The sequence below is a fragment of the Paenibacillus sp. FSL R5-0749 genome (assembly GCF_038595085.1).
GTDB lineage: Bacteria > Bacillota > Bacilli > Paenibacillales > Paenibacillaceae > Paenibacillus.
On sequence record NZ_CP152005.1, the window covers coordinates 2,993,632 to 3,018,542 of the forward strand.

Genomic DNA, 24,911 nt, shown 5'->3' on the forward strand with positions numbered 1-24,911 from the left:
GAAGCTTAGGAGGCGTTAATATGCAAACTGTAACTTTAAATAATGGAGTGAAAATGCCGATCATCGGCTTTGGTGTCTACCAGGTTCCTGATGCCGATGAATGCGAGAACACGGTATATGAAGCATTGAAGGCAGGTTACCGCTTAATTGATACGGCCGCCGGATACCTGAACGAAGAAGCAGTTGGACGCGCGATCAAGCGCAGTGGCATACCGCGGGAAGAACTGTTTATCACGACCAAGCTATGGATTCAGGATGCCGGATATGAAAGTACCAAGCTGGCGTTTGCCAAATCGCTCAGTAAGCTGCAGCTCGATTATCTGGATATGTACCTCATTCATATGCCTTTTGGTGACTACTACGGGTCTTGGCGTGCGATGGAAGAACTGTACCGCGAGGGCAAGATCAAGGCAATAGGCGTCAGTAACTTCCTGCCAGACCGTCTGATGGATCTTATTGTTCATAACGAAATTGTGCCTGCCATCAATCAGATCGAAACACATCCGTTTCAACAGCAGGTCGATAGTGCTGCTTTTATGAAAGAACAGGGCATACAACACCAGTCATGGTCACCGTTTGCGGAAGGTCGCAACAATTTATTTAGCAACGAAGTGCTGGCTTCGATTGCTGGGAGACATAACAAATCTATCGCCCAGGTTGTACTCCGCTGGCTTGTGCAACAAGACATCGTGATTATTCCAAAATCGGTACGCAAAGAGCGGCTTATCGAGAACTTTGATATTTTCAATTTTGTACTGAGTCCGGAAGAGATCGCAACCATTTCCACGCTGGATACCAAGGAAAGTCTATTCATGAAGATTGACGACCCTGAAGTTGCCCAGATGCTAGGTAAGATGAAAGTGGATTTGTAAAGACAGAAACGAATGACTAGATTTACGAAGCCGAGTAGTATCGTAGCGATATTAGTAATAAAAGCAATCCAATGTAAAACGCCGACGATCATGTCGGCGTTTTTTACATTCCAGTATGTTGTTAGGCGGCAGATGTCTTATCCGACTTATGCAGAAGCTGAGAGCGACGACCGAGCAGATAACCTGTCAGGGAAGCAAGCATCTGTTGGAATACCATGCCGAGCACGACCGGGACAGCAACAGGTGGCGGAAAATACGAAACAGCGAGTACTGCACCTGCGCTGATATTACGCATGCCTCCATTAAACACGAGAGCTACCTGGTCGGCCTCATTCCATCCCAACAATCGAGCAATAAAATAACTTAGTGCATACCCGAGAGATGCCAGGAAAATAATGATGACCGCAAGACCAGCCAATTTCCAGTTGAAATCGGCCAAGTAGGGGGCAACAACAGATCCATTTATTGCAACGACGGATGCCATAAACAATTTGGATAATGGATTCAATCTCGGTCCCCAGACCGGGACAATGGCGCCTTTGGTCCACTCATTCAAAAGCATACCGAGCAGGGATGGCACTACAATCATCCAGAACAGACTGCTCATCATGGCAGCTGTATCCAGTGTGACACTGGTGCCAATCAACAGAGATAATACGCCGGGAACGACGAAAGGTGCAAGCATCGTATCAATCAGGATGATGGAAAGCGTAAGTGCGATATTGCCCCGATAGATGCTGACCCAGATGAAGCTGCTTATTCCAGTTGGTATAACGGCTGCCAGAACCAGACCCGTTATGGTGTACGCATCTGTAGGGAACACCAGATGACCCATACCGAGAGCAATTAGAGGCATCGCCAAATGCAAAATAAACAGACATACAAACAAGGGGAATGGCTTCTTCAGTACATTGACAAAATCCCGTATCCCAAGACTGATACTTCCAGCGAACGTCATGAACGCAAAGAGCCAAGGAGATAAAAAGGTATAAGAAGAAAGGAAACTCCCGCATAACACGCCAATAATAATGCTGATTGGGGTAATCAGTGGCATGATGCGGTTCAAGCGTTGGTTCAAGGCTTGAAGCATTATCATGACATCCCTTTACCGTGTGATTTTACTATTATACATGTTAATAACGCTGGCTGCAGATCCATTTGCAATAAAACAGTCTAAACAGGTATCATGGACTTGGAACAAGGATTTAGAATAGGAGAAAGGGAGATGATCATGTTTATAAGAAAACGAAGGCACACATTAATGATGACAGGCCTTATCGCATCAAGTATTCTTTTGATTTCGGCCTGTTCTGTCGTGGAGCAAGCCAATGAAAGTTTAAATTATGTTAGTGGGGCTACTGATTATATAGAACAGGTATCGAACGCCGGCGCAGATCTGCAAGAGCTCGCATCAGGTGCAGTGAACAATCCGGAGATAACCACTCAGATTCAGGAGAAAATCGATCTGATTCAAGCAGAAGCAAGCGAATTTTCTCAGCTGACTGCTCCTGCGATCGGTGAGAGCATTCATGAGAATCTGGTCAGATACAATACGCAATTAACGGAAGTTGTGGACCATTTCGAGAATACGATTACAGAGCAAGGGTTTACGGTGGGAAATTGGGAGAAGACGGGCATTCCTGAACTGATCACCAACATCAATAACCTGAAAGATCCGCTTAGTGGACTTCAGGGGGAATAAGTTGAATTCATTTTCAATATGTAGAGACCACTCAGTTTGAATTTTCATTTTTTGTAAGGGCGAGATATCGAAGGGATAGAATTTCTGATATCTTCGCTTTTTTTATTTTCCGTTGACTCATGCATATTTAATGTCACAGGAGCTAGACTATAGCAAGTAATCACGAGATGAATATGAGCCAGGGTTTGATATATTTTGCCACAAAGGAGAATTGGATCATGACTGAACACAATGGAAAAGTAATCATTATTACTGGTGGAGCTAGTGGTATTGGTAAAGAAACAGCCCTTCAACTTTCGGATCAAGGTGCGACTATTGTTATCGCTGACTATAATGAAGACGGAGCGAAGAAGCTTGCGGCAGAGATTGAAGCAGCAGGCGGAACAGCGGGCGCATATAAAGTGGATGTATCCAAAGGGGACGAGATCAAATCCCTGATCGACTGGACAGTTGAGCAATACGGTACGTTAAGCGGTATTTTCAATAACGCAGGCATTGGACTTGTGAAGCCATTTCTGGAGATGGACCCGGAATCCTATCACAGAGTCATTGATGTAGATCAACACAGTGTATATTATGGGATGTATTATGGCGCGAAAAAAATGGTTGAATTAAATGTACAAGGTACCATTGTTAATACCTCTTCAATCTATGGAAGTGTTGCTGCAGTAGGCAGCTTCAACTACAATGCAGCCAAGGCGGCTGTTGTAATGATGTCCAAGTCTGGTGCATTGGAACTTGCGGAGCATGGAATTCGTGTCGTTGGTGTAGCGCCTGGTTTTATCGAAACACCGATTCTTGGCGATGACCAAGCCATGAAAGATGCACTTGCTACTCAACATATGCGTGGAGAACTTATTCAGCCAGAGAAAGTAGCCAGTGTGGTTACATTCCTCTTCAGTGATGCAGCAAGTGCAATGAATGGTACAACCGTAGCAGTAGATGATGGTTTCCTCAGCTTCAAAACCAAATAAGTAACCCTTCTAGAATGAAGGGAAGTCTCCTCAAATAAACAGAAAAAACGGTGCGAAACGATTTATTCGTTTTGCACCGTTTTTGTATTTCATTATAAAGGAATCGTGGCATAGGAGGTGGAAATAAGTTTGTCGAATTATCCCGAAAATTCAGAGATCATGATACAATTAACAAGGCTATATCTTTTTATCATTTTATGGTGTCATATACAATTCGAACTCCGAGAGAGCCATAGCTCTCTTCTTTGTAATGACATTGAGAACAACTTTTGGTTGAACACAACGCATCATTATGAACTTGTAATTTTTCGTTGCACTGTGGACATTTATTTTCAAAAAGAGTCTTCAACACGTTAAACATGCTTAATCACTCATTTCGGATTAATTTACTTGGTTTTTATTATAACGGATAATATTCGCCTTGTATAGCACTTTAGATGGGGATCGAAATGAAATTTATATTGGCACGAAAGGAAGCGCATAACCGATGGATCTTCAGCTTTTTATCATCATGTTTATTCTCGGTCTGGTCGGTTCATTTTTCTCCGGTTTGTTGGGTATTGGTGGGGCCATTATCAATTATCCGCTACTGTTATATGTTCCATCCTGGATGGGACTGGAGCCATTCTCAGCACATGAGGTATCGTCGATTAGTATGTTTCAAGTATTTTTCGCTTCACTGGCCGGTGTTGTTGCATTCCGGAGAAAAGTAAAAGCGGGGAGAAGTGGTGGGGCATTTGTTCACCGAGGATTGGTACTCTACATGGGCTCCAGCATTCTTGCTGGCAGTCTGATTGGCGGGTTCGTCTCAGGTCATTTGGATGGAAGAGTTATTAATGTGATCTATGGTATTTTGGCAATTCTGGCGATTGTGCTCATGCTGATTCCCGGAAAAGGAAAGCTTGATACCTCGGCTCCTTTGGTGTTCGACCGATGGATAGCAGCAGGCACTGCGTTTGCAGTAGGCATTGTATCAGGAATTGTGGGTGCGGGTGGTGCTTTTATCCTTATTCCCATCATGCTGACGATTCTCAACATCCCCGTGCGAACGACGATTGCATCTTCACTGGCAATTGTATTTATCTCGGCCATTGGTGGTGTGATAGGGAAATTGACGGGGGGAGACATTCCGCTGGAACCCATTATCTATACAGTGATCGGTAGCATGCTGGGGGCTTCCATTGGTTCTAAGGTTAGTTCGATGATCAATGTGAGGATACTTCGGTATGCACTAATTGTACTTATCGCCATTACAGCGGTCAAAGTCTGGTCTTCCATTCTGTAAAATCACGTACGTAGAATGAACAGTGACGATTTCGTAACCAAACGGTTGGATCACCGTATAAAGGTTATGAACATGAGCTGACACGTTGGATACACCATCAAATGAGTTCAGTTTTCGTCCATGGAGCACCTCATCTCCTTTCATGGATACATGTTTAACATTAATAGAAGTTGAGGTATCCACCCTATGAATAACGTACTTACAGAACAGGCTGATGCAGGATATCGGCTAGCTGAACAGAAAGCATCTCAGTATTTTACTGCTCTTAGGCAGCAACTTATGGATAATACGTATACAACTATACTTACCCAAGATATTCATGTGTGGCAAAAAAAACATATTCATCGTTTTGCCTGGCTTTCTCTTTTGTCACCAAGTAAACGAAAACCCGACCCCCGGGATGTGCATAGATATATCCATTGGCTGAATACGACTGGAAAGTTGGATGATTACCTGGATCGGAGTATTTCATATATCTATATGCGAGATCTGGGGCAAGCCCTTGATTCTCCAGATACTCAGGCCCGAATTCAGCACGTTGTCGAGAATACCAAAAAATATTTTATGGGCTCTGCCGCTGGGCGCAAAGGACAGCACGATTACATCAGTCTGGCTGCCCTGTACCGCTGGGGACAGAAGGAGCGCATTGAAACGGCTGTTATCTGGGTAATGAACAAATTAAAGAATGTAGCATCCAACATCCCGAAGGAGCTGGATGCAGAGCAGGCGCAGCGGAAGCTTATCAAAATTATTCTCGGCGTGGTGCTTCATGTGGACGATGAGATGAACGAGCAGACCCCACCTGAGGAACGGGCCCGAAGATTTGATGCGGCGATCAGACTCGGTTATTCCTACGGTTTGACGTATCCATTTGTGGATGACCTGCTGGATTCTCAAGCCTTGACTGCTCAGGAAAAGGAACAATATTCTCTGATGATACGCGATGCACTTCTTACCGGGGTTGTACCTGATCTGGGAGAATGGATGGGTGCTAACCTTGAAGTGATTGAATATGTGCATTCCGAGCTTCGGGAAGCATTTGAGTACATCAAGAATTACCAGCATCCAGAGAAACAACGCACGTTCCTAGAGCAATCCTATGTTTTCTTTCAGTCTCAAGAGATGGATCGCAACAAGAAATTAGCCAATGCGAATTATACCAATGAAGAATTGTACATTCCAATTATTATTAAATCTTCGTCTTCCCGATTAATTGTCCGGTCTGTACTCAGTGCACCAGTGGATGAAGGATTTGATCTGCGGACGTTCTATTACGGGATATATAATCAGCTGGCAGATGATTTTGCCGATATGTTTGACGATATGGAAGAAGGGGCTGTAACTCCTTATACGTACTATTTGAAGTATCGTGATTTGCGCCCTGATCTGATTAATCCATATGAATTGTATTGGGCAGTCATCTCTCACCTGATCCACGATGTATACAACTCGGACGCCAAGACCCGGGAGGTCATCCTGGATCGGGCTATAAATGGTCTGAAGCGTTGTAAAGAACGGTTGGGGCAGCAGAAATATGATGAAGTAATGACGATCTTTGCCTCGGGGCAGCCTGAATTCAATCAACTGGTTCAACAGATGGTGAGAAAAGCAGATGACGTTGATTTTCTCGATAAATTGTTACGGGATCAGGTTGTGCTTCAGTTGAAACATGACAAGCAGGAGAAAGAGGAGTTCAAGCAGACCATTCGAACAGTTCGCGAACAGATTAATGTGGAGTTGCAGATTGCGAAGCCCGGTGGACTTCATGAGATGAAAGAAACGCTGATCGATGCAGCCAATTATAGCTTGCAGGGAGACGGAAAGAGGTTACGCCCCATATTAACTTGGGTTATGGGGGTGTGCGAGTATGGCCTACCCGAATCATCTATTGTTCCGCTGCTACGATCGCTGGAGTACATGCATACTGCTTCCCTGATCTTTGATGATCTGCCTACGCAGGATAATGCTTCGACGCGGCGTGGACGTTCCACTCTGCATCAGGTACACAATAGCGCCACAGCAGAGCTTACGGGTCTGTTTCTCATTCAGAAGGCGATAGGAGAACAATCCTCATTGAATCGCTTTGATGCAGCAACCGTACTCACTCTTATTCAATATTCGGCTGAAAAAGCTGAGGATATGTGTATGGGGCAAGCGATGGATCTGAACTCCAAAGGCAAAGTGTTAACGCTTGAGCAGTTGAATATGATCTGTTTTTACAAAACAGGCATTGCCTTCGAAGCTGCTCTGGTCATGCCAGCCATACTTGCTCAAGTGAAGGAACCGGAGATGGCAACGCTGAAAAAGTTCGCTTATCATGCGGGGATCGCCTTCCAAATCAAGGATGACTTGCTGGATTACGAGGGAAATCATCTCATTCTTGGGAAACCTGCAGGTCAGGATGAGCGGAACAACAATTCAACCTTTGTGTCCATCCTGGGTGATGAAGGCGCGAAGAAAGAGATGTGGGAACATTACTGTCTTGCTACAGATGCATTAAACGAGTTGCCGAAATCTATTCCATTTTTGAGACATCTTTTGGATTATCTTGTGGCTCGTGAGCGATAAACCATTTTTCTCGTGATGCCTTATTGCATATGACTTATAATGATAGATAACGACAAAGGTCGGGATTCCATAGGATGGATTCCGGGCCTTGTTTGCCTTCATAGACACAAATTTCTTGGAAAGTTTTGTTTCAAGGATTGAAATTCTGGGTATTAAGCAGGTACTGTTGTTTTAAAACCGACTAATTATTATAGAAGATCTTTTATCAGGAAAAATCTTAGATTTCGACAATCTTTAGATGGAGTTTATATGCCAAAAGGAGAGCTTACAATGCAGGTTCAAAAGGTCGATCATCATGAATTGTTCGAGCAGATTTACAACCAAGCGCCTATTGGGATTGCACTCGTTGCTCCGACAGGGCAATGGATGAAAGTGAACCCTGCTTTTTGCTGTATGCTAGGTTACACAAGTGATGAACTAATGAATCTTACGTATCAGGATATTACACATCCGGATGATTCACCACACGATATGATCTGTAGTTACGACCTATTTGAGGGTAAAATAAAAGAAAATCAATACGAAAAGCGTTACATCCATAAAAATGGTGACATCTTATGGACGTCATTGCATGTTACATTAGTTCGTAACGAAATTACGGATGAACCGATTTACTTTATTTGCCATATTGTTGATATTACTGACCGCAAAATGTCTGAACAAAAGCTTCTGCATAGTGAAGAGATGTTCAAACTTATAACAGATCATGCTCAGGAGATCATCTATATTGCCGATCAGCAGGGTGTTTGTCGATTCTGCTCACCCTCCGTTCAAGGTTTACTGGGTTATTCGCCAGAACAAGTAATTGGTCAAAATAATGATGCATATTTTCATCCACAAGATCTGGAACGGATTTCACAGATGGACTTGACCAAGGGTAATCTGTTGAATACTAGGGTCCGTCATAAAGATGGGCATTATCTGTGGTTTGAAACCACATACAAGGTCTTTGGAGATGCTGAGCATGGAATGCAGATTTTTTCAATTGGACGAGATGTATCCGAACGGAAAAAACATAAAGACATCAGTGCAGAGGCTGAACGCATCGCCTTAATTGGCAGTTGGGAATGGGATATGGTCAATGACCAGATCGCTCTTTCAGATCAGATTTTTGAGATTCTTGAATTAGAACGTACACGAAAATCATATCGTGCAAGCGATATAGCTAATGTGATTAATCCTGCGGATAAAGCCTCCTTATACGAACAAATGGAATGGGTAAAACAAGGGAAAGCGCTAGATTTCGAGTACAAGCACATTAGTACGAATGGAAGTGAGAAGTATCTTCACTTGCGTGGATTGATTACGTTCGATGAGAATCATCAGCCAGTCCAGCTAAACGGGACACTACAGGATATAACTGAACGCAAACGTATCGAATTTAAATTACAGGAATCTGTGGAGCGCTACACTTCGCTTAAAAAATACAATCATGACGCCATTATCTCTTTTAACATGGATGGTAATATTATGAATGCCAATCCCGTAGCGGTGAACATGACGGGCTGTCCCGTGGCTGAGATGATCGGCACAAGCATAAGCAGATTTATCGGAGCCGACAATTTGGGTCTGATCTTGGGCAGTAATTATGAGATGGCTGAAAAGGAAATCAACGCTGTAAGGCACACCGATGGCTCTGAGACCGAAGTCTTGGCTACGCTTGCTCCAATCATTGTAAATAAATCCAATGTTGGGTTTTACCTGATTGCGAAGGATATCATGGAGCAGAAGAAACTGCTTGTTGCCAAAGAGACAGCGGAGAGAATGAATAAGGCCAAAAGTGAATTTTTGGCGATGATGAGCCACGAGATCCGCACACCTATGAACGGTGTAATTGGGATGACGGATTTGCTATTGGATACTCCTGGACTTAGCGCGGAACAAAAGGAATATATTGAAATCATTCAGAAGAGTGGAGATTCCTTGCTGGCAATCATTAATGATATTCTTGATTTTTCCAAAATCGAGTCAGGCAAAACCGATCTGGTAGAAGATCCTTTTGATCTCGTAGAAATCGTGACCGAGACGGTACAAATCGTAAAACCACTGGCTATTGAAAAAAAACTGGATGTTCGTATGTGCGTAAAAGATGTCATACCAACTCCGGTATATGGTGATGCGTATCGACTGAAACAAGTGCTTACCAATATCATTGGCAACGCGGTCAAATTCACTTCAGAAGGCGGCGTGGATATTAAAGTTGGGGTTAAGGAGCAGTCTAGCAATAGCGTGAAGCTTTATTTTCAGGTAAAGGATTCGGGCATTGGGATTCCGGCTGAGAGGAGACAACAATTATTTGAACCCTTCTACCAACTGGAGAATTTTATGACCCGCAAACCTCAAGGTACCGGTCTTGGCCTAGCCATTAGCAAGAAACTGGTGGAGCTTATGCAGGGCGAGATTTGGATTGAGGATTCGGATCAACCGGGTACAATATTTATATTTACTGCCCAATTCAAATTAAATAATGGTGAAGAAAGCAACAGCTTGGATCAACAGCAGAAGAAGAGCAGAACCTCAGCCTTGCGAATATTAGTCGCAGAAGACAATGAGGTGAATCAGCTTGTCCTTAGCAGAATTGTGGAGAAAAAAGGACATTTTGTGGATCGTGTGGCGGACGGTATTGAGGTAGTCGAAGCGGTAAAACACAATTCATATGATATTATCTTCATGGATGTGCATATGCCAAGGCTTAATGGATTCGAAGCGACAAAAGTGATTAAAAATTCTTTGCACTCCGAGAGTTGTCCGTATATTATTGCGGTAACTGCCAATGCGTTAAGAGGAGACAAGGATAAATGCTTGAAGGCAGGCATGGATGCGTACGTCAGCAAACCGATTAAAATCGAGTCCATCATGCAAGTCTTGGAAACCTATTACGTCAAACATAATCTTTGAAACTAATTTCTAATTGTACTAAAAAATAGATTGGCAATAGAGCCGTTAGCTTACCACAAATAAACTAGCGGCTTTTTTTGCTGTTCCATGATTTTGGTCCACCCCTGTATCCCACAGATGCAACTGCACACGAATATCCCTAAGGATTTTTGATCCACAATTTGGAGATGTCCATATATCCGAATTCTGCTATCTGCATGCCGAAGATGCTTTGATCCAGTTCAGCCTGCTTGTTCATGTGACAACCATGCAAGATCCAGCATTGATCACGAAGCAATGCTTCAGCTTCATCCAGGAGCACTGTTCGGTCTTCCCGATGAAGCTTCGCGAAATGATCCAGTTTGTCATCCAGTTGAGACTGGAATGCAGGAGACATACACATATGAAAATGGTTGGACAGGTTTTTGAAAAAATGAATCATGCCGTACTGCCAATCTTCCTCCAGTATCTCTTCAGCCAAGATCAATTGTGCGTTCGTGGTTTCCTCTGAGTTGAAATAATCCACAACGGGCTGCATGCTGATGTTTATTCCGATGGACTGCGCACGACATTGGAACCACTCCGCAACATCTGCATCCTTATTTTGCTTATACGATAAAGTTATCGTCTCACCCTGGTATCCACAGCCATGCAGCAATTCACGAGCATGGTCAAGAGAAACCGCTGTCCAGTCTTGGGCTGCACTTCTCCAGGGAAGGAAACTGCTGGCTGGTGTGATCCGATTGCCACCGAGATCTCTGACAAGAGCGACCGAATCATAGACGATACGAAGCGCTTGTCGAAATAGAGGCTGATGATGGATGCCTTCCTTGTGAAAATTAAACAGCATATACTGACAACCCAGTGCCGGATAATTGATGCTGTTGGTCCGTTCAAAGCCTGTTGCGAGACTCAATCGATCTGTACCTGGTAGCTCATAATAACGATCATTCGGACTCAGGTCAGGTACGAACCAGAAATGGACTTGATCCAGATGTGGCCGAATGCCGTAGTAGGCATCAAATGCAGTAAGTTCCAATACATCTTCATTCAGCTCAGAGATCTGGAAAGGACCGGTACCAATTAAGGTATTGGCTACATTGTAATCGTAGGGCAGGATCGTCATTCGAATACAGCTGAACAGATGCAAAAAGAACCGATTAGGACGACGAAGAACAAACTTGATGCAGTAATCACCTGCTACTTCCGCGTGTTCGATATCCCGATATAACCAGATGGACGGACTATGCACGTCTTTTAATCGTTGCAACGTTGCTTGCACATCCCGGGAGGTCATGACACGACCGTTGTGAAAACGTACACCCTTCCTGAGATAGAAGGTCCATAATCGGTGGTCCTCGCTGCACTCCCACATATGAGCCAATGCTGGGCGGAATGATTCTTTTTTGGCATCATAAGTGATTAATGTATTACAGACCTGGCTCAACAGATAGGTTTCAAAAGCAGTATACACAAAGGCTGGATCCAAATCGCCTAACTGGCGAGACCTCATAATGCGCAGGATATCCTGACCTGAGGAAGTTTCGTCGTGGCTGTGAAATCCCATCTGTTGATGGAGGGAAAGCATGAGCTGTTCTCGCAATGAATCATGCATCTGAATGGTTCCGATGAGTTCAATGGCATCTTTCATTTTGTCTTTAGCGAGAAGTTGTGTAAAACTCGCTTCCAGCGCTTCATTCATGCTACGCAGCAACGTTAATTCCGAATGGTGCCCACGACCACGCCCGGGTTGCCAGTGGATGAAGCCTTGCTCCTCCAATTTTCTAATAATGAACTTCACATTACGAGGGGTGCAGCACAAGGCAGCGGACAGGCTATCAATGGTTACCGCTACAGGTTCATGGAGCTTGAATGAAAGTTGTTCGGAACCGGCGAGCCTTAGAAAGTGTGTATGTAGAGTATCCATGTGCATAACTCCTCTATTAAAGGTGAAAAGTGTGATCAAATGTTTACACTTTTACTTCCCCCTTTTATCCTTACAATTATACATGAGTAGAGGTAGTTCAAAAAGTCCGCTTTTGATTACGAAAGATGCCTAAAGGCATCATCAGCATCGAATATGGAATACAGCCGAAATGTCCGTTGCTCACGTAGTTTTCCCTACGCTCAGCTACTCCATTTCTAGCTTTATCCCATCTTCTCGGTACTGAAAACCGAACTTTTTGAACACGAATTAGTAGAAGTTGTTCAAAAAGTCCGCTTTTGAAGCATCTAGAATGAATAGGAGAAGTTCGCATGAAGCAATATTTAAGGCAAATTCACCCCTTGGCATGGACCATCATTATCGGAACCATGTTTGGACGTCTTGTCACGTCAATGAGTATCCCGTTTCTATCCATTTATCTGACACGTGTACTAGAGGCTACACCGACCCAGACCGGTATTACTGTGGCCGTTAGCTCGCTGGCAGGTGTAATGGTCAGCTTTTATGGCGGTTATATTTCGGACCGGATTGGTCGCAAAATCGTGATGTTAATCTCGGTATTTAGCTGGGCAGGTGTGTTTTTCATTTTTTCAGCAGCAGAGCATCTATGGGTGTTCTTTGTTGCCAATACGTTAAACGGATTATGCCGTGCAGTATTCGAGCCTACCTCCAGAGCCCTGTTATCGGATATTACTTCTCCGCAGAACAAATTGCTGGTGTTCAACCTCAGATATGCTGCGATTAATCTCGGCGTGGTCTTTGGGCCAATTATCGGATTTCAACTGGGATCGTCTGAATCGACATTTCCATTTGTGATTTCCGGCTTGGTATACATAGCCTATGGACTTGTACTGTTTCTGCAATTCAAGCTACAGCATGCCAATTTGCCAGAGCGTCATCAGGCAACCGCACCACGTTTGCGTGAAGCACTCATGACCACTGGTCGCGACCGGGTGTTTCTGCCAGTATTGATCGGTACCACATTTTGTGTTCTGGGTTACGGACACTTCAGTTCTACATTGGCACAGTACTTGGCGAGGAGCCCGATCTTTGAAAATGGAAGCCAGATGTTCTCGTACATGCTTTCCCTGAATGCCGTGACGGTATTGATTATTCAGTATCCGCTTGTGCGAACATTCCGAAACTTTCCACCGCTTGTTCCTCTGATTGTGGGTAATCTGCTGGTTGCAACCAGTCTGATGATGGTTGGAATCGCTGAAGGTGTACTCATGATGATGATGAGTGTCATACTATTTACCATTGGGGAAGTATTATTGTTCACGATGATGGATATGCTCATCGACCGGATTGCGAAGCCGGAATGGAAGGGAACGTATTTCGGGACCATCGGCTTCAATAATATTGGTAGTGTCATTGCTCCTGTAATGGGAGGGGTGTTATTAAGTCAATTTGGAGCGGAGAATGGACTCGCTGTCTTTGTACCGATTGCGCTGACGACTGCACTGGGAGTTCCTTTTCTTCTGATCGCACATAGACGCCTTGTTGTTAGAGAGAAGCAAACGGAGTCCACATCATTGGGAATGTAGCAGGAATTGAAAGATTAATGACATGAATTAAATAACAATTCAGTTAAAATTATCTTGACGGATGTTAAACCAGGGAATACAATAAACAACAAATATGTGAAACGGGTGGGATGATGATTATGTTTATGCCTATACAGATTTCGAATCAATAACTGAATACGCATAAGCATAGTGACATTAATCCGATTTTTTTGCAATGATCGCGTTGGGACAGTCATGTTTGTGCACCCCTGTCGTGGACGCTCATCATTATTGCGATGCAGAGGAGATTCGGGAAATGCTTGCATTTCATCCGGATTCCTTCGGTTATAAGCTGTAGATGAACTTTAGTTCATCTATGGCTTTTTTGCATGCATTCCACCAATCCGTTCACATGGAAAGGAGCATTTGTTTTTCTTTTTGGCAATGAACATACCCTTAAAGGAAGAAAGAGAGGTAACCCTATGAAGCAACCTGCGCAAAGTTATACCATTTGGTTCTCCCAACGCACGGGCAGTACTCTGTTGGGTGACGCTTTAAGTTCTACAGGTGTAGCCGGTTATCCGAACGAATGGCTGCATTATCAGTTTAAAAGTCCAGATAATTTGAAACATGAAGATCTGGAGCAGATTTGGAGCCAAGGGACAACGTCAAACGGCGTGTTTGGCATAAAGATTAATTTTGAACAACGATGGATTGATGCATTCCGTAGTCTCTATCATCTGCCACCAGTGTTATCGCGAGCTGAGGTATGGAGTACGGGGTTTCCGAACTGTAACAAGCATATATACATGACACGTCGCAACAAAGTCAGATTGGCGGTGTCGTGGTGGAGAGCCATTGTTTCGGGGGAGTGGCATCGCAAGCATGGAGATCGCCCTCACATACAAGATATTGCAGATCAATACAACTTTGATGCGATTAAACATTTGCTTGTTGAGAGTAACATGTGCGAAGCTGCAATCGAAGATTTTCTGTCCGAATCGGGCATTGAACCGCTGACAATTGTATATGAGGATTTTATACAAGATTATGAGGGGACCGTCATGGATGTGTTAGCGTTTTTGGGAGTTCAATCGGACGGTATTACGGTATCAGCCCCTTCCTTTGACCCGATTGCAGATGAGATCTCTGAACAATGGGTCCAACGATTTCGGGAAGAGTGCCAGAGAGGATGGGAGAATGTAAGATGGTAAACACACATGGAAAAATACATCCACGGGTCGGAAATGTTGCATTTAGTGTTATTATGTATGATTCATCTTAGTGAGGAACAAAGATGGTTTGAATCATTAGAACAGAAAAGAATTGTTATACGAAGGAGTGAGGGGTTATGCCCAAAACAGAGAAACGCTCCATGTCTTGGCTGCTGCGCTATTTAAAACCAGTCAAAGGACGGCTGGCCTTACTTTTAATCATGTTGCTGACATCAACGGGGCTTCAGCTTTTGAATCCACAGATTATCAAACGATTTATCGATACAGCGGCAAATGGCGGAGTGCTCACCAATCTCATTCAGCTTGCAGGAATATTTCTGGTTGTGGCCGTGTTTAATCAACTCATCACGGTAGCGGTCAGTTATCTGGGAAATGATGTAGCCTGGCGGGCTACGAATCAACTTCGTGGAGATCTGCTGAAGCACTGTCTGCGTCTTGATATGCGTTTTCATAATGTGAAAACACCTGGTGAGATGATTGAACGTGTGGATGGTGACGTAACGAGTATCTCCAATTTTTTCGCAATGTTTATCGTGCAAGTGATCGGGAGTTTTGTACTGCTGGCCGGAATTCTCGGGTTCATGTTCAGCGTCAATGTGCCTATTGCTATGGTCATGACCGTGTTCACATTGTTATCGATCCTGTTCATGGTCTTCATCCGAAATCTGGGCGTGGACTCTTCCAAAAATGAACGGGCGGCAAGTGCCGCTCTGTTCGGATTAATTGAAGAACGTATTGCCGGGATTGAAGATGTGCAAGCGAATGGCCATGTGCCCTATGTGATGAACCGCTTTTACCGCACGATGCGCACAGTATTCCGTAAGGGGAGAAAAGCCTGGCTACTTCGGGTTATTCCATGGAATACCACAGTAGTTCTGTTCGCTCTGGCGGTCACTGCGGTGTTATTGTTGGGTGTGCATTACTATATGGAAGGTCTCATTAGTATCGGAACATTATTTCTGATCTACCAATATACGCAGATGCTGAATGATCCGATTGAGATGCTTGGAGATCAGGTGCAGGAGTTCCAAAAAGCAAAATCAGGTATGCTGCGCTCCAGAGAGCTACTATCCATGCAGAGTGTGATTGAAGAGGGGACAGAGGATCAATTGCCTGAAGGACCGCTTGGATTGGAATTCAATCAGGTACATTTCAGCTATAACCAGGATAAACCGGTATTGCAGGACATTAATTTTGCCATTAAACCTGGAGAACGTCTGGGAATCATCGGTCGCACAGGTAGCGGCAAATCGAGTCTTAGTCGTGTTCTTCTCCGATTGTACAATCTGGATCGGGGAACGATCCGTGTAGGTGGAACGGATATCACGAAGCTTTCATTACAAGCGCTCTATCGCCGGGTGGGTATGGTGACACAGGATGTGCAGTTGTTTGATGGCACGTTGCGTGACAATCTGACCTTGTTCAATGGGGATGTATCGGATCATATGATCAGGGAAACGACGGATCGCCTTGGGCTTAGCCAATGGATTAATTCACAACCAGAAGGACTCGATACCTATCTGGCAGCAGGTGGAGCTTCGTTATCGGCAGGGGAAGCACAGTTATTTGCCCTAACACGCGTATTCCTGACCGAACCAAGTCTGGTCATTCTGGATGAGCCTTCCTCACGTCTGGATGCTGCGACAGAAGGCATGCTGCAATCTGCAATTGACCAGTTAATGAAACAATCCACAGGAGTCATCATTGCTCACCGACTGGCTACACTGGAGAAAGTTGACCGGATTATGGTGCTGGGGGATGGCAAGGTACTGGAATTTGGAGCGAGAGAAGAACTTGCCAGTAACCCGGCATCTCATTATGCCAGACTGCTCATTACAGGCCGAGAGGAGGAATTGGCATGACTGTAGCAGGATTTATAGGCCGTTTGTTTCGATTCAGGCCTTTGTTATTTGTAATCAACGGATTGTTATGGTGTATATTTCATTCCTTGCCGTTAGCCATTGGTATTGGGATGCAGTGGTTTTTTGATCGCACAACAGTGGGGTCAAATGACTATATGTGGCTTGCTGTGCCGCTTATCTTTATTGCTTTGGTCCGAATGGCTCGGGTGGGCACATTCTTTGTAGCCTTCTATGCATGGGTTACGTATCTGTATCATGTTCAGGCGATTTTGCGTACCAACATGCTCGCAGCGATCATGCGCTGGCCGGGCCGTAATCTTCCGGCTTCACCAGGGGAAGCGATGAGTCGTTTTCGGGATGATGTGGATGAAGTCGTCGAGTATGTAGAATCATGGGTGGACTTCTGGGGACGACTTGTATTTGCTGTTGTGTCCATCGTCATTATGGCGAACATTAATTGGCAGATCACATTGGTTGCCGTGCTGCCATTGGTGGTCGTGACCTTACTTAATAACCTGTCGGGGAATCGGGCCCGGAAATATGCACAGGTTAACCGCGAAGCGACTGGGCGAATTACCAGTTTTATTGCGGAAACGTTTGGAGCTGTGCAAGCCCTGAAACTGGGTCAGGCGGAAGAGAACGTCTCTTCACGTTTTAACCAGTTGAATGAGGATCGTCGTCAGGCTGCACTCCGGGACAATCTGTTCAAACAGTGGATGAGATCAATGAATCAGCATGTGCTCAGTATCTGCACCGGGCTGATTCTACTGATGTGTGCAGCTGAGATGAAAGCAGGGAACTTTACCGTAGGTGATTTTGCTTTATTCACCAGTTATCTGGCTAATATCGGATTTAGCATTTCACTGTTTGGTTATATGGTGTTTCAGCACAAAAGGCTTAAGGTATCCTATGATCGTATGCGCAAGCTATTTCGCCCAGGGGAAGAAGACCAGATCATGGATTCGAGAGAAATCTACCTGTATGAAGATCCGCCAGCGCTTGTAAGTGAACAGAGAGATCCCAAGGAGAAATTGCAATCGCTTGAGGTGAAGAATCTGACGTATCAATATCCGAATTCTGCAAATGGCATAGAAGAGATCAGTTTCCGTCTGAAACGCGGACAATTTCTGGTCATTACGGGACGGATCGGATCAGGTAAATCAACGCTCGTACGCACACTTCTTGGACTGTTACCCAAGCAAAAAGGGGACATTCACTGGAATGGAGCAGCTGTTGATCCAGCCACGTTCCTGATGCCGCCTAGAGCAGCGTATACCCCACAAGTGCCAAGACTGTTCAGTGATACGTTGAAAGAAAATATCGTTCAGGGTAAACAAGGTAATATGGAGCAAGCGCTTGAGAAAGCCATTCGTTTGGCTGTGATGGAGAAAGATATAAACCATCTGGATCAGGGGCTTGAGACCCCGGTTGGTCCAAGAGGAGTGATGCTGTCAGGCGGGCAGATTCAACGGGCGGCTACAGGGCGCATGTTAATGACGGAGGCGGACTTGTTTATCTTTGACGATCTGTCCAGTGCACTGGATGTGGAGACCGAACAACAAGTATGGGAAGGGTTGTTCCAAGAGCCGGATGTCACCTGCATCGCGGTTTCTCACCGCAGGGCAGCGCTCTCCAAAGCAGATCATATTATCGTGATGAAAGATGGACGCATTGAAGCGGAGGGAAGCTTGGCTGAATTGCTTGCCACCAATGAAGAGATGCAACTGCTGTGGCAAGGCGAACAAACTCCCGCTAAAGTAGGATAGCTTTGAATAAATTAGAAAAGCCAATAAAAACCAAAAAAGCCTTACAGACGTTTACTCCTTGAAAGAGTATAGTCTGTAAGGCTTTTCGTTATAACGAGTGTAACGGTTTTATCTCATCATTTGAGCAATCAAGGAATACGCAATGATGACCAAGAAGATAATAGTGATATGGTTAATGGAGAAGATAAACATCCGTTTGGACCATTTCTCCGTTTCTTTCCGATCAAAGGTAGCCACACTGAGAATGAGCCAGGCCAAGGTAACCAGAAATGCCACAATAGCGACAAAAGGACTCATCGGCCAGAATAAAAAGCTGGATATCAACAAGAGTACCAGATACACATTCGTCTGAATGTATGTCCGTCTAATACCTTTAACGACAGGCAACATGGGAACACCAGCAGCTTTGTATTCGTCAAAACGACGAATTGCAATGCCGTAGAAGTGAGGCATTTGCCATAGGAGCATCGTTACGACCAATGCCCAGATCTCAAAATGACCCAGTTCCGGTGAAATGGCTGCCCAACCGATAAGCGGAGGCACAGCCCCTGAAAGACTTCCCACTTCCGTGTTGTAGATCGTTGTACGTTTGGTCCACATCGTGTATGGGAACACGTAAAGCAACAGTCCCAAAATACCGAATACGGCAGCAGATGGGGAAGCGATGTACAACATGATGCCCCCGATGATGGTGATTGCAATACCGAGAATTAACCCCGACTTGGTATCTACGCGTCCCGTAACGGTAGGACGTGTCTTCGTGCGCTCCATAATCGCGTCAATGTCGCGATCATACAAGTTGTTAAACACCCCTGCTGCCCCAATAATAAGGGAAGACCCGATAAAAGAAAGAATAATTGGTACAATATTAGCTAAGATTGAAGCATCAAATACATATAAAGCCAAACTTAAACCCGCAAACATGGCGATCAGGTTGGACTTGATGATTCCGATTTTGATCGTATCGAAGAATACTTTCGGAATCGAGCTATACTCCAGGCTGATATTGGTCTGTGAACCATTGTTCAATGTTTTCAAGAACTCACTTCCTATATCTATACTTATATATTATGTCGCTATTATACCATTCAATACACTATGTGATTTAATTAACGTTTTAGTATTTAAAATAATGTCATTTGATTGTGAACAATTTAAAAACAAGGTTTTTTTTAATTGTTAAATAATTATTTCTGTGTTACAGGAGAGAAGCAGAAAATCTGTGGATAACAGTGATGTGAAGTTTGTTCTATCGTTAGTAGTGTAATTGTAAATGTTCTTTTGTTCAACTCACATAGGGTGGATTGAAGAATGTAAACCAAGATATAGGTTGCAAAATGTCTGATATTTGTATATTGTAGATATAAGATATCTTTAATGGTTTTGTTTTAGATGATTTTACGTAAATCTCCGAATGATTTTTCTTAAGAGAAAGCGGAGGTTATTTTTAGAAGTCAATTAGAGATATTAAATGTCTGGAAAGGGTGAATAATATGAGTAATACGAATCAACTCTTGGATGTACTTATTATTGGTGGAGGACCAGCGGGGCTTAATGCAGCCCTTGTACTCGGCAGAGCCCGCAAGAACGTCGTAGTCATCGACGATGAGACACCGCGAAACTGGGTTACAAAGGAGACGCATGGGTTTGTGACGAGAGATGGGGCCAGTCCTCGTGAATTTCGCAAAGCGGCAAAAGAGCAGATTGCAGCATACCCTTCAGTTCAATTTGCATCGGATACGGCAGTAGCGGTTACAGGTAGTGATGGTGATTTTGTAATCCAGACTACACAGGGGACAAGCTATCGCACGAAAAAGATTTTGTTTGCAGTAGGTAAGAAAGATCTGCCTCTGGATATTAACGGATTAACAGAGGTTTATGGTAAAAGTGCGTTTGTGTGTCCATATTGTGATGGATGGGAGCTAAGAGACCAGTCGCTGGTCATCATCGTTAGTGGAGATAAGGCATTACATATGGCAAAAGTCATATCCGGCTGGACAGATCGTTATACAATCTGTACGAATGGATCAGATTCCTTAACCGATGAGGAGCGTGAAGAGCTGAAACAGCATCATGTTACTGTATTCGATGCACCAGTTAAATCCATTGACTCTGAAAAAGGAATGGTAAAGCAAGTTGTACTGAATGACGGTACAGCGATTCCATGCACGGGAGTTTTCTTCCAACCCAAACTGTTCACCGGATCAGAACTGCCGAAGGCCATCGGTTGTGATATTTCAGAATCAGGAACAGTTATCGTTGATGCTTCGGGCAAAACATCCATAGCGGGTGTGTACAGTGCAGGTGATGCAGCCTCTGAGTTGTATCAGGCCATTACGGCTGCGTCCCTGGGAGCATTGTCTGCAGTAAGTATTAATACTGAATTGAATTTTGAGAAGTGGGATGAGCCAAGTCAGCATTAGATTATATGAATCAGCGTTATAGAACCAATAGAACCATAGCGATAGCGTCACAAGTTCACACAGTAGGGGATTGCATATGCAATCCTCTACTTGTTGTTTTCAGCCTTAACGTTGAACGATTCCAAAGAGAGGGATCAACCGGAAGAAAATTTGATATTAAGTTTAAATTGATTTATTATTTTATTAAATGATAGATATTACTATCAATTATAAGCAAAGGAGAGGTCATACATGAATGAAAACAGAGCAGCCATCCCTTGGTTAGCGAATACCTTGCTCCATGACGTACAGATAAGAGGTGATCATCATGAATAATACAACTCACATACCACAGCCTAAAATGTATGGACCGCTTGGAAATCTGCCTTTGATTGATAAAAATAAACCAACGTTGTCGCTAGGTGCACTGGCTGAACAGTATGGACCGATATATCGACTTACCGTGCCCGGTTATTCCGGTTTAATCGTATCTGGGCCAGATCTTGTTGCTGAGTTATGTGATGTGTCCCGTTTTGACAAGTTTGTATACAATGAACTCGAAAACGTCCGTGCTTTTGGAGGCGATGGTTTATTCACTAGTAGAACATCAGAGCCCAACTGGAAAAAGGCCCATAACATCCTGCTTCCGACTTTCAGCAAGCAGGCCATGAAAGGTTATCATCCCATGATGGTGGATATTGCCGAACAGTTAATCAATAAGTGGGCACGCCTCAATTCCAACGATACGATTGATGTTGCAGACGATATGACACGTCTTACGTTGGATACCATTGGACTATGTGGATTCAATTATCGGTTTAACAGCTTTTACAGACAGGATCACAGTCCTTTTATTGAGAGCATGGTCAGGGCATTAAACGAAGCGATGCAGAAAAGCTCGCGTTTGAAAATTCAGAATCTGCTGATGGTCAAAACCAAACGACAGTTCCAGGACGATATTCAGACGATGTTCTCTCTGGTAGATCAAATTATAGAGGAACGTAAAGCGAGTTCAGCACCTGAAGAGGTTGACTTGCTCGCTCGTATGTTGAATGGCAAAGATCCAGAGACTGGAGAAATGCTGGATGATGAGAATATCCGTTATCAGATTATTACGTTTCTGATTGCCGGACATGAAACAACTAGTGGTTTGTTATCTTTTGCCCTGTATTTCTTATTGAACAATCCTGAATCCCTTCAAAAGGCGTACGACGAGGTAGATCAGATTTTGGTCAGTGACTCACCACAGTACGAGGAAATTCTTCAGCTTGCCTATATTCGCATGATTCTAAGTGAATCGCTACGTCTATGGCCAACAGCCCCGGGTTTTGATGTATATGCCAAAGAAGACACCGTCATAGGTGGCAAATATCCCTTGAAGAAAGGGGAGAGTTGTAGCATTCTTCTGCCCCAGCTTCACCGTGACAGAGAGGCTTGGGGAGAGGATGCGGAGCTGTTCCGTCCAGAGCGATTCGAAGATACGACGAAAGTGCCTCATCATGCGTATAAACCTTTTGGTAATGGGGAGAGAGCATGTATCGGTATGCAGTTTGCTTTATATGAAGCAGCTCTTGTGCTTGGCATGGTCCTCAAACATTTTGAGCTGATCGATTATAGCAATTATGAATTGGATGTTAAACAGACGCTGACGTTGAAGCCGGGAGACTTCCGAATCCAGGTGAAAGCGCGCGCGGCTACGCAGCCGATGAATAAGGCAACTGTATATGCAAAAGAGAAACCTGATGTTGTTCATAAAAATGTAGCAAGCGACCGTCAGATGGGAGAAAATGTGTTCTTTGAAGCAGATGGTGATCCATCACTCCTGGTGTTGTATGGTTCCAATCTGGGAACGGCAGAAGGCATTGCCAGGGAACTTGTGGAGAAAGGTCGTTCGTATGGCATCCCAAGTGAAGCTGCAACTCTGAATGAATGGATGGACCGTTTACCCCGTCAGGGGGTGGTTCTCATCGTCACTGCTTCGTATAATGGTAAACCACCACAAAATGCTACAGCATTTGTAGACTGGTTGAAGGAAGCGGAGTCAGAGGATGCACGGGATGTGAACTATGCAATTTTGGGCTGTGGAGATCGAAGCTGGTCGGGAACATACCAGAGTATTCCGCGATTAATGGATGAGAAACTTGAAAATTTAGGTGGCAATCGATTGTTATCCCGCGGTGAAGCCGATGCCGGAGGTGATATCGAGAAACAAGTCGAGGCATGGCAGCATATGTTGTGGCCGCAGGTGTTGAACGCTCTGGGAATCAACGCGGAAGTAGTGAAGCCAACCCGGCCAAGCACAACGGGAATTCAAATGGAGTTTGTCCATCAGGAAGCTGAGATGCCGCTTGCACAAACATATGATGCCAGCTATGCCACGGTATTAGTTAATAAAGAACTTCAGGAGATGGGAAGTGGGAGAAGCACACGTCACATTGAGGTGTTGCTTCCTAAAGGTATGACCTATAGAGAAGGCGATCATCTAGGCGTGTTGCCTAACAATCAGTCGCAGAATGTGGACCGGGTTCTGAGTCGGTTCGGGTTAAGTGGAGATGTCCATGTACAATTAACTTCGGACACGAAACACCTTACACATCTTCCCCTTAACCGTCCCGTCAAGGTACAAGAGTTGCTCACTCAATGTGTGGAACTGCAAACACCTGCTACCAGAACACAGTTACAGGAGTTGGCTAATCATACGGTATGCCCCCCTCATAAGCGTGAACTGGAAGGCATGTTGGACGAGAACAGCTATAGGGATTATATTCTTGCCCATCGAATCACCATGTTGGACCTGTTAGAAAAATATGAGGCGTGTGAGTTGCCTTTTGAAAAGTGTATTGAACTATTACCGCCGCTTAAACCCAGATATTATTCAATATCCAGCTCACCACGACTGAATTCGAAGCAAGCAAGCATAACCGTATCGGTAGTAAGAGAGCCTGCGTGGAGTGGCAGGGGCGAATACCTTGGCGTTGCCTCATCATACCTCGCCAGTTGCCAATCCGGAGAACGTATACTGATGTTTGTACGGACGCCGGAATCCGAATTTGTTCTATCGGAAGAAGCCGATGTTCCCATGATCATGGTGGGACCGGGAACGGGGGTTGCACCGTTCAGAGGGTTCCTCCAGGCAAGAGCTGTCATGAAACAGAGAGGTTTGCCGCTGAGTGCGGCGCATTTGTTCTTTGGATGCAGGGATGATTCAGATTTCATCTATCGTCAGGAGTTAGAACGATTCGAACGAGAAGGCATTGTTAAGTTACACACTGCTTTTTCTCGTGCGGAGGGCAAGCCCAAAACGTACTTACAGGATCTGATGAAAGAGGATTCCGAGCAGTTGCTTCATATGCTCATGAACAATGGAAGAATCTACGTATGTGGAGATGGAAGCCAGATGGCTCCTGCGGTGGAAGAGGCTTTGCAGCAGGCGTATCAGAAGGTGCAGGGAGCAACGAGGCAGCAAGCGAAAGAATGGCTCATTCAGCTTCAGGCTGAAGGACGTTATTTGCAGGACGTGTGGGCAGGTAATAAACGAACAGTTGAAACCTCTGAATGTATCTATTAAAACTTAAAATGAAAGAGTAGTTCACATAAAATAAATAAAATATTTTCAATATATGAAAAATATTACATTTTGATAGAATAATATCATATTTGATGAAAATGTACTTAAATACGAAAGGGAGATGAAGATGAAAAAGAAACTTATGATTGGTCTATTAACCGTCGTTGCATGTTTCAGTCTTGGCTCCACATCTCTTGCAGCCAGTATACCTTCAACTTCAATCAATTCCAACGCTTGGTGATATTCCAATGACAGCAAGTTATAATGTTGATCCATACTGGGGACAACCTCACACTAAAATCAGTTGATGGTCAGACAGGTTACACATGGACCGTGATATACGCAGG

Annotated in this window: 15 protein-coding genes; 12 read left to right on the forward strand and 3 right to left on the reverse strand. The window is 44.3% G+C overall.

The annotated features are described in order from the left end of the window. The first annotated feature begins 20 nt into the window (after positions 1-20). On the forward strand, positions 21-872 hold the full coding sequence (locus MKY85_RS13390) for an aldo/keto reductase (RefSeq protein ID WP_339242291.1): 852 nt from the start codon (positions 21-23) through the stop codon (positions 870-872). Positions 873-993: 121 nt separating this feature from the next. On the opposite strand, the gene MKY85_RS13395 is transcribed toward MKY85_RS13390, so the two are convergent. Then, positions 994-1,962, reverse strand: a complete 969-nt coding sequence (locus MKY85_RS13395; RefSeq protein WP_339242293.1) for a bile acid:sodium symporter family protein — start codon at positions 1,960-1,962, stop codon at positions 994-996. 141 nt (positions 1,963-2,103) lie between these two features. On the opposite strand from MKY85_RS13395, the gene MKY85_RS13400 reads away from it, so the two are divergent. The 5 genes from MKY85_RS13400 (at position 2,104) to MKY85_RS13420 (ending at position 10,299) form a co-directional block, all read left to right on the forward strand. Then, positions 2,104-2,574: a DUF6376 family protein gene (locus MKY85_RS13400; RefSeq protein ID WP_342572866.1), complete on the forward strand. Its 471-nt coding sequence runs from the start codon at positions 2,104-2,106 to the stop codon at positions 2,572-2,574. A gap of 218 nt (positions 2,575-2,792) precedes the next feature. After that, complete coding sequence (locus MKY85_RS13405; RefSeq protein ID WP_342572867.1) at positions 2,793-3,548, forward strand: SDR family NAD(P)-dependent oxidoreductase; 756 nt, start codon at positions 2,793-2,795, stop codon at positions 3,546-3,548. 487 nt (positions 3,549-4,035) lie between these two features. Next, complete coding sequence (locus MKY85_RS13410; RefSeq protein ID WP_342572868.1) at positions 4,036-4,833, forward strand: sulfite exporter TauE/SafE family protein; 798 nt, start codon at positions 4,036-4,038, stop codon at positions 4,831-4,833. 186 nt (positions 4,834-5,019) lie between these two features. Then, positions 5,020-7,401 carry a polyprenyl synthetase family protein gene (locus tag MKY85_RS13415; protein WP_342572869.1) on the forward strand — a complete coding sequence of 794 codons (2,382 nt, stop codon included), beginning with the start codon at positions 5,020-5,022 and terminating at the stop codon, positions 7,399-7,401. Positions 7,402-7,671: 270 nt separating this feature from the next. Then, on the forward strand, positions 7,672-10,299 hold the full coding sequence (locus MKY85_RS13420) for a PAS domain S-box protein (protein WP_342572870.1): 2,628 nt from the start codon (positions 7,672-7,674) through the stop codon (positions 10,297-10,299). A 139-nt stretch (positions 10,300-10,438) separates the two neighbouring features. On the opposite strand, the gene MKY85_RS13425 is transcribed toward MKY85_RS13420, so the two are convergent. Next, positions 10,439-12,205: an ABC transporter substrate-binding protein gene (locus MKY85_RS13425; protein WP_342572872.1), complete on the reverse strand. Its 1,767-nt coding sequence runs from the start codon at positions 12,203-12,205 to the stop codon at positions 10,439-10,441. Between the two features lie 329 nt (positions 12,206-12,534). Between MKY85_RS13425 and MKY85_RS13430 the strand changes: the two genes are divergently transcribed. From MKY85_RS13430 to MKY85_RS13445, 4 genes are all read left to right on the forward strand, one after another. Beyond that, positions 12,535-13,770 carry an MFS transporter gene (locus MKY85_RS13430; protein WP_339242305.1) on the forward strand — a complete coding sequence of 412 codons (1,236 nt, stop codon included), beginning with the start codon at positions 12,535-12,537 and terminating at the stop codon, positions 13,768-13,770. 443 nt (positions 13,771-14,213) lie between these two features. Continuing rightward, on the forward strand, positions 14,214-14,945 hold the full coding sequence (locus tag MKY85_RS13435; protein WP_342572875.1) for a Stf0 family sulfotransferase: 732 nt from the start codon (positions 14,214-14,216) through the stop codon (positions 14,943-14,945). 137 nt (positions 14,946-15,082) lie between these two features. Further along, positions 15,083-16,828 carry an ABC transporter ATP-binding protein gene (locus tag MKY85_RS13440; RefSeq protein ID WP_342572877.1) on the forward strand — a complete coding sequence of 582 codons (1,746 nt, stop codon included), beginning with the start codon at positions 15,083-15,085 and terminating at the stop codon, positions 16,826-16,828. Then, positions 16,825-18,594 (forward strand): ABC transporter ATP-binding protein, encoded by a 1,770-nt coding sequence (locus tag MKY85_RS13445; protein WP_339260900.1) that lies wholly within the window; start codon positions 16,825-16,827, stop codon positions 18,592-18,594. Before MKY85_RS13440 ends, MKY85_RS13445 begins: the two co-directional genes overlap by 4 nt. 108 nt (positions 18,595-18,702) lie before the next feature. Here MKY85_RS13445 and cyoE read toward each other — a convergent pair whose 3' ends face one another. Next, entirely contained in the window at positions 18,703-19,632 is a 930-nt protein-coding gene (cyoE, locus tag MKY85_RS13450; RefSeq protein WP_253434982.1) for a heme o synthase, read from the reverse strand. A gap of 455 nt (positions 19,633-20,087) precedes the next feature. Here cyoE and MKY85_RS13455 point away from each other — a divergent pair, with 455 nt between their 5' ends. Together MKY85_RS13455 and MKY85_RS13460 are read left to right on the forward strand one after the other, a co-directional pair. Next, the gene (locus MKY85_RS13455; protein WP_339242315.1) at positions 20,088-21,017 is read left to right on the forward strand and encodes an NAD(P)/FAD-dependent oxidoreductase; all 930 of its coding nucleotides are present in this window, start codon (positions 20,088-20,090) and stop codon (positions 21,015-21,017) included. A 307-nt stretch (positions 21,018-21,324) separates the two neighbouring features. Further along, on the forward strand, positions 21,325-24,564 hold the full coding sequence (locus MKY85_RS13460; RefSeq protein WP_342572884.1) for a cytochrome P450: 3,240 nt from the start codon (positions 21,325-21,327) through the stop codon (positions 24,562-24,564). Positions 24,565-24,911: the final 347 nt, after the last annotated feature.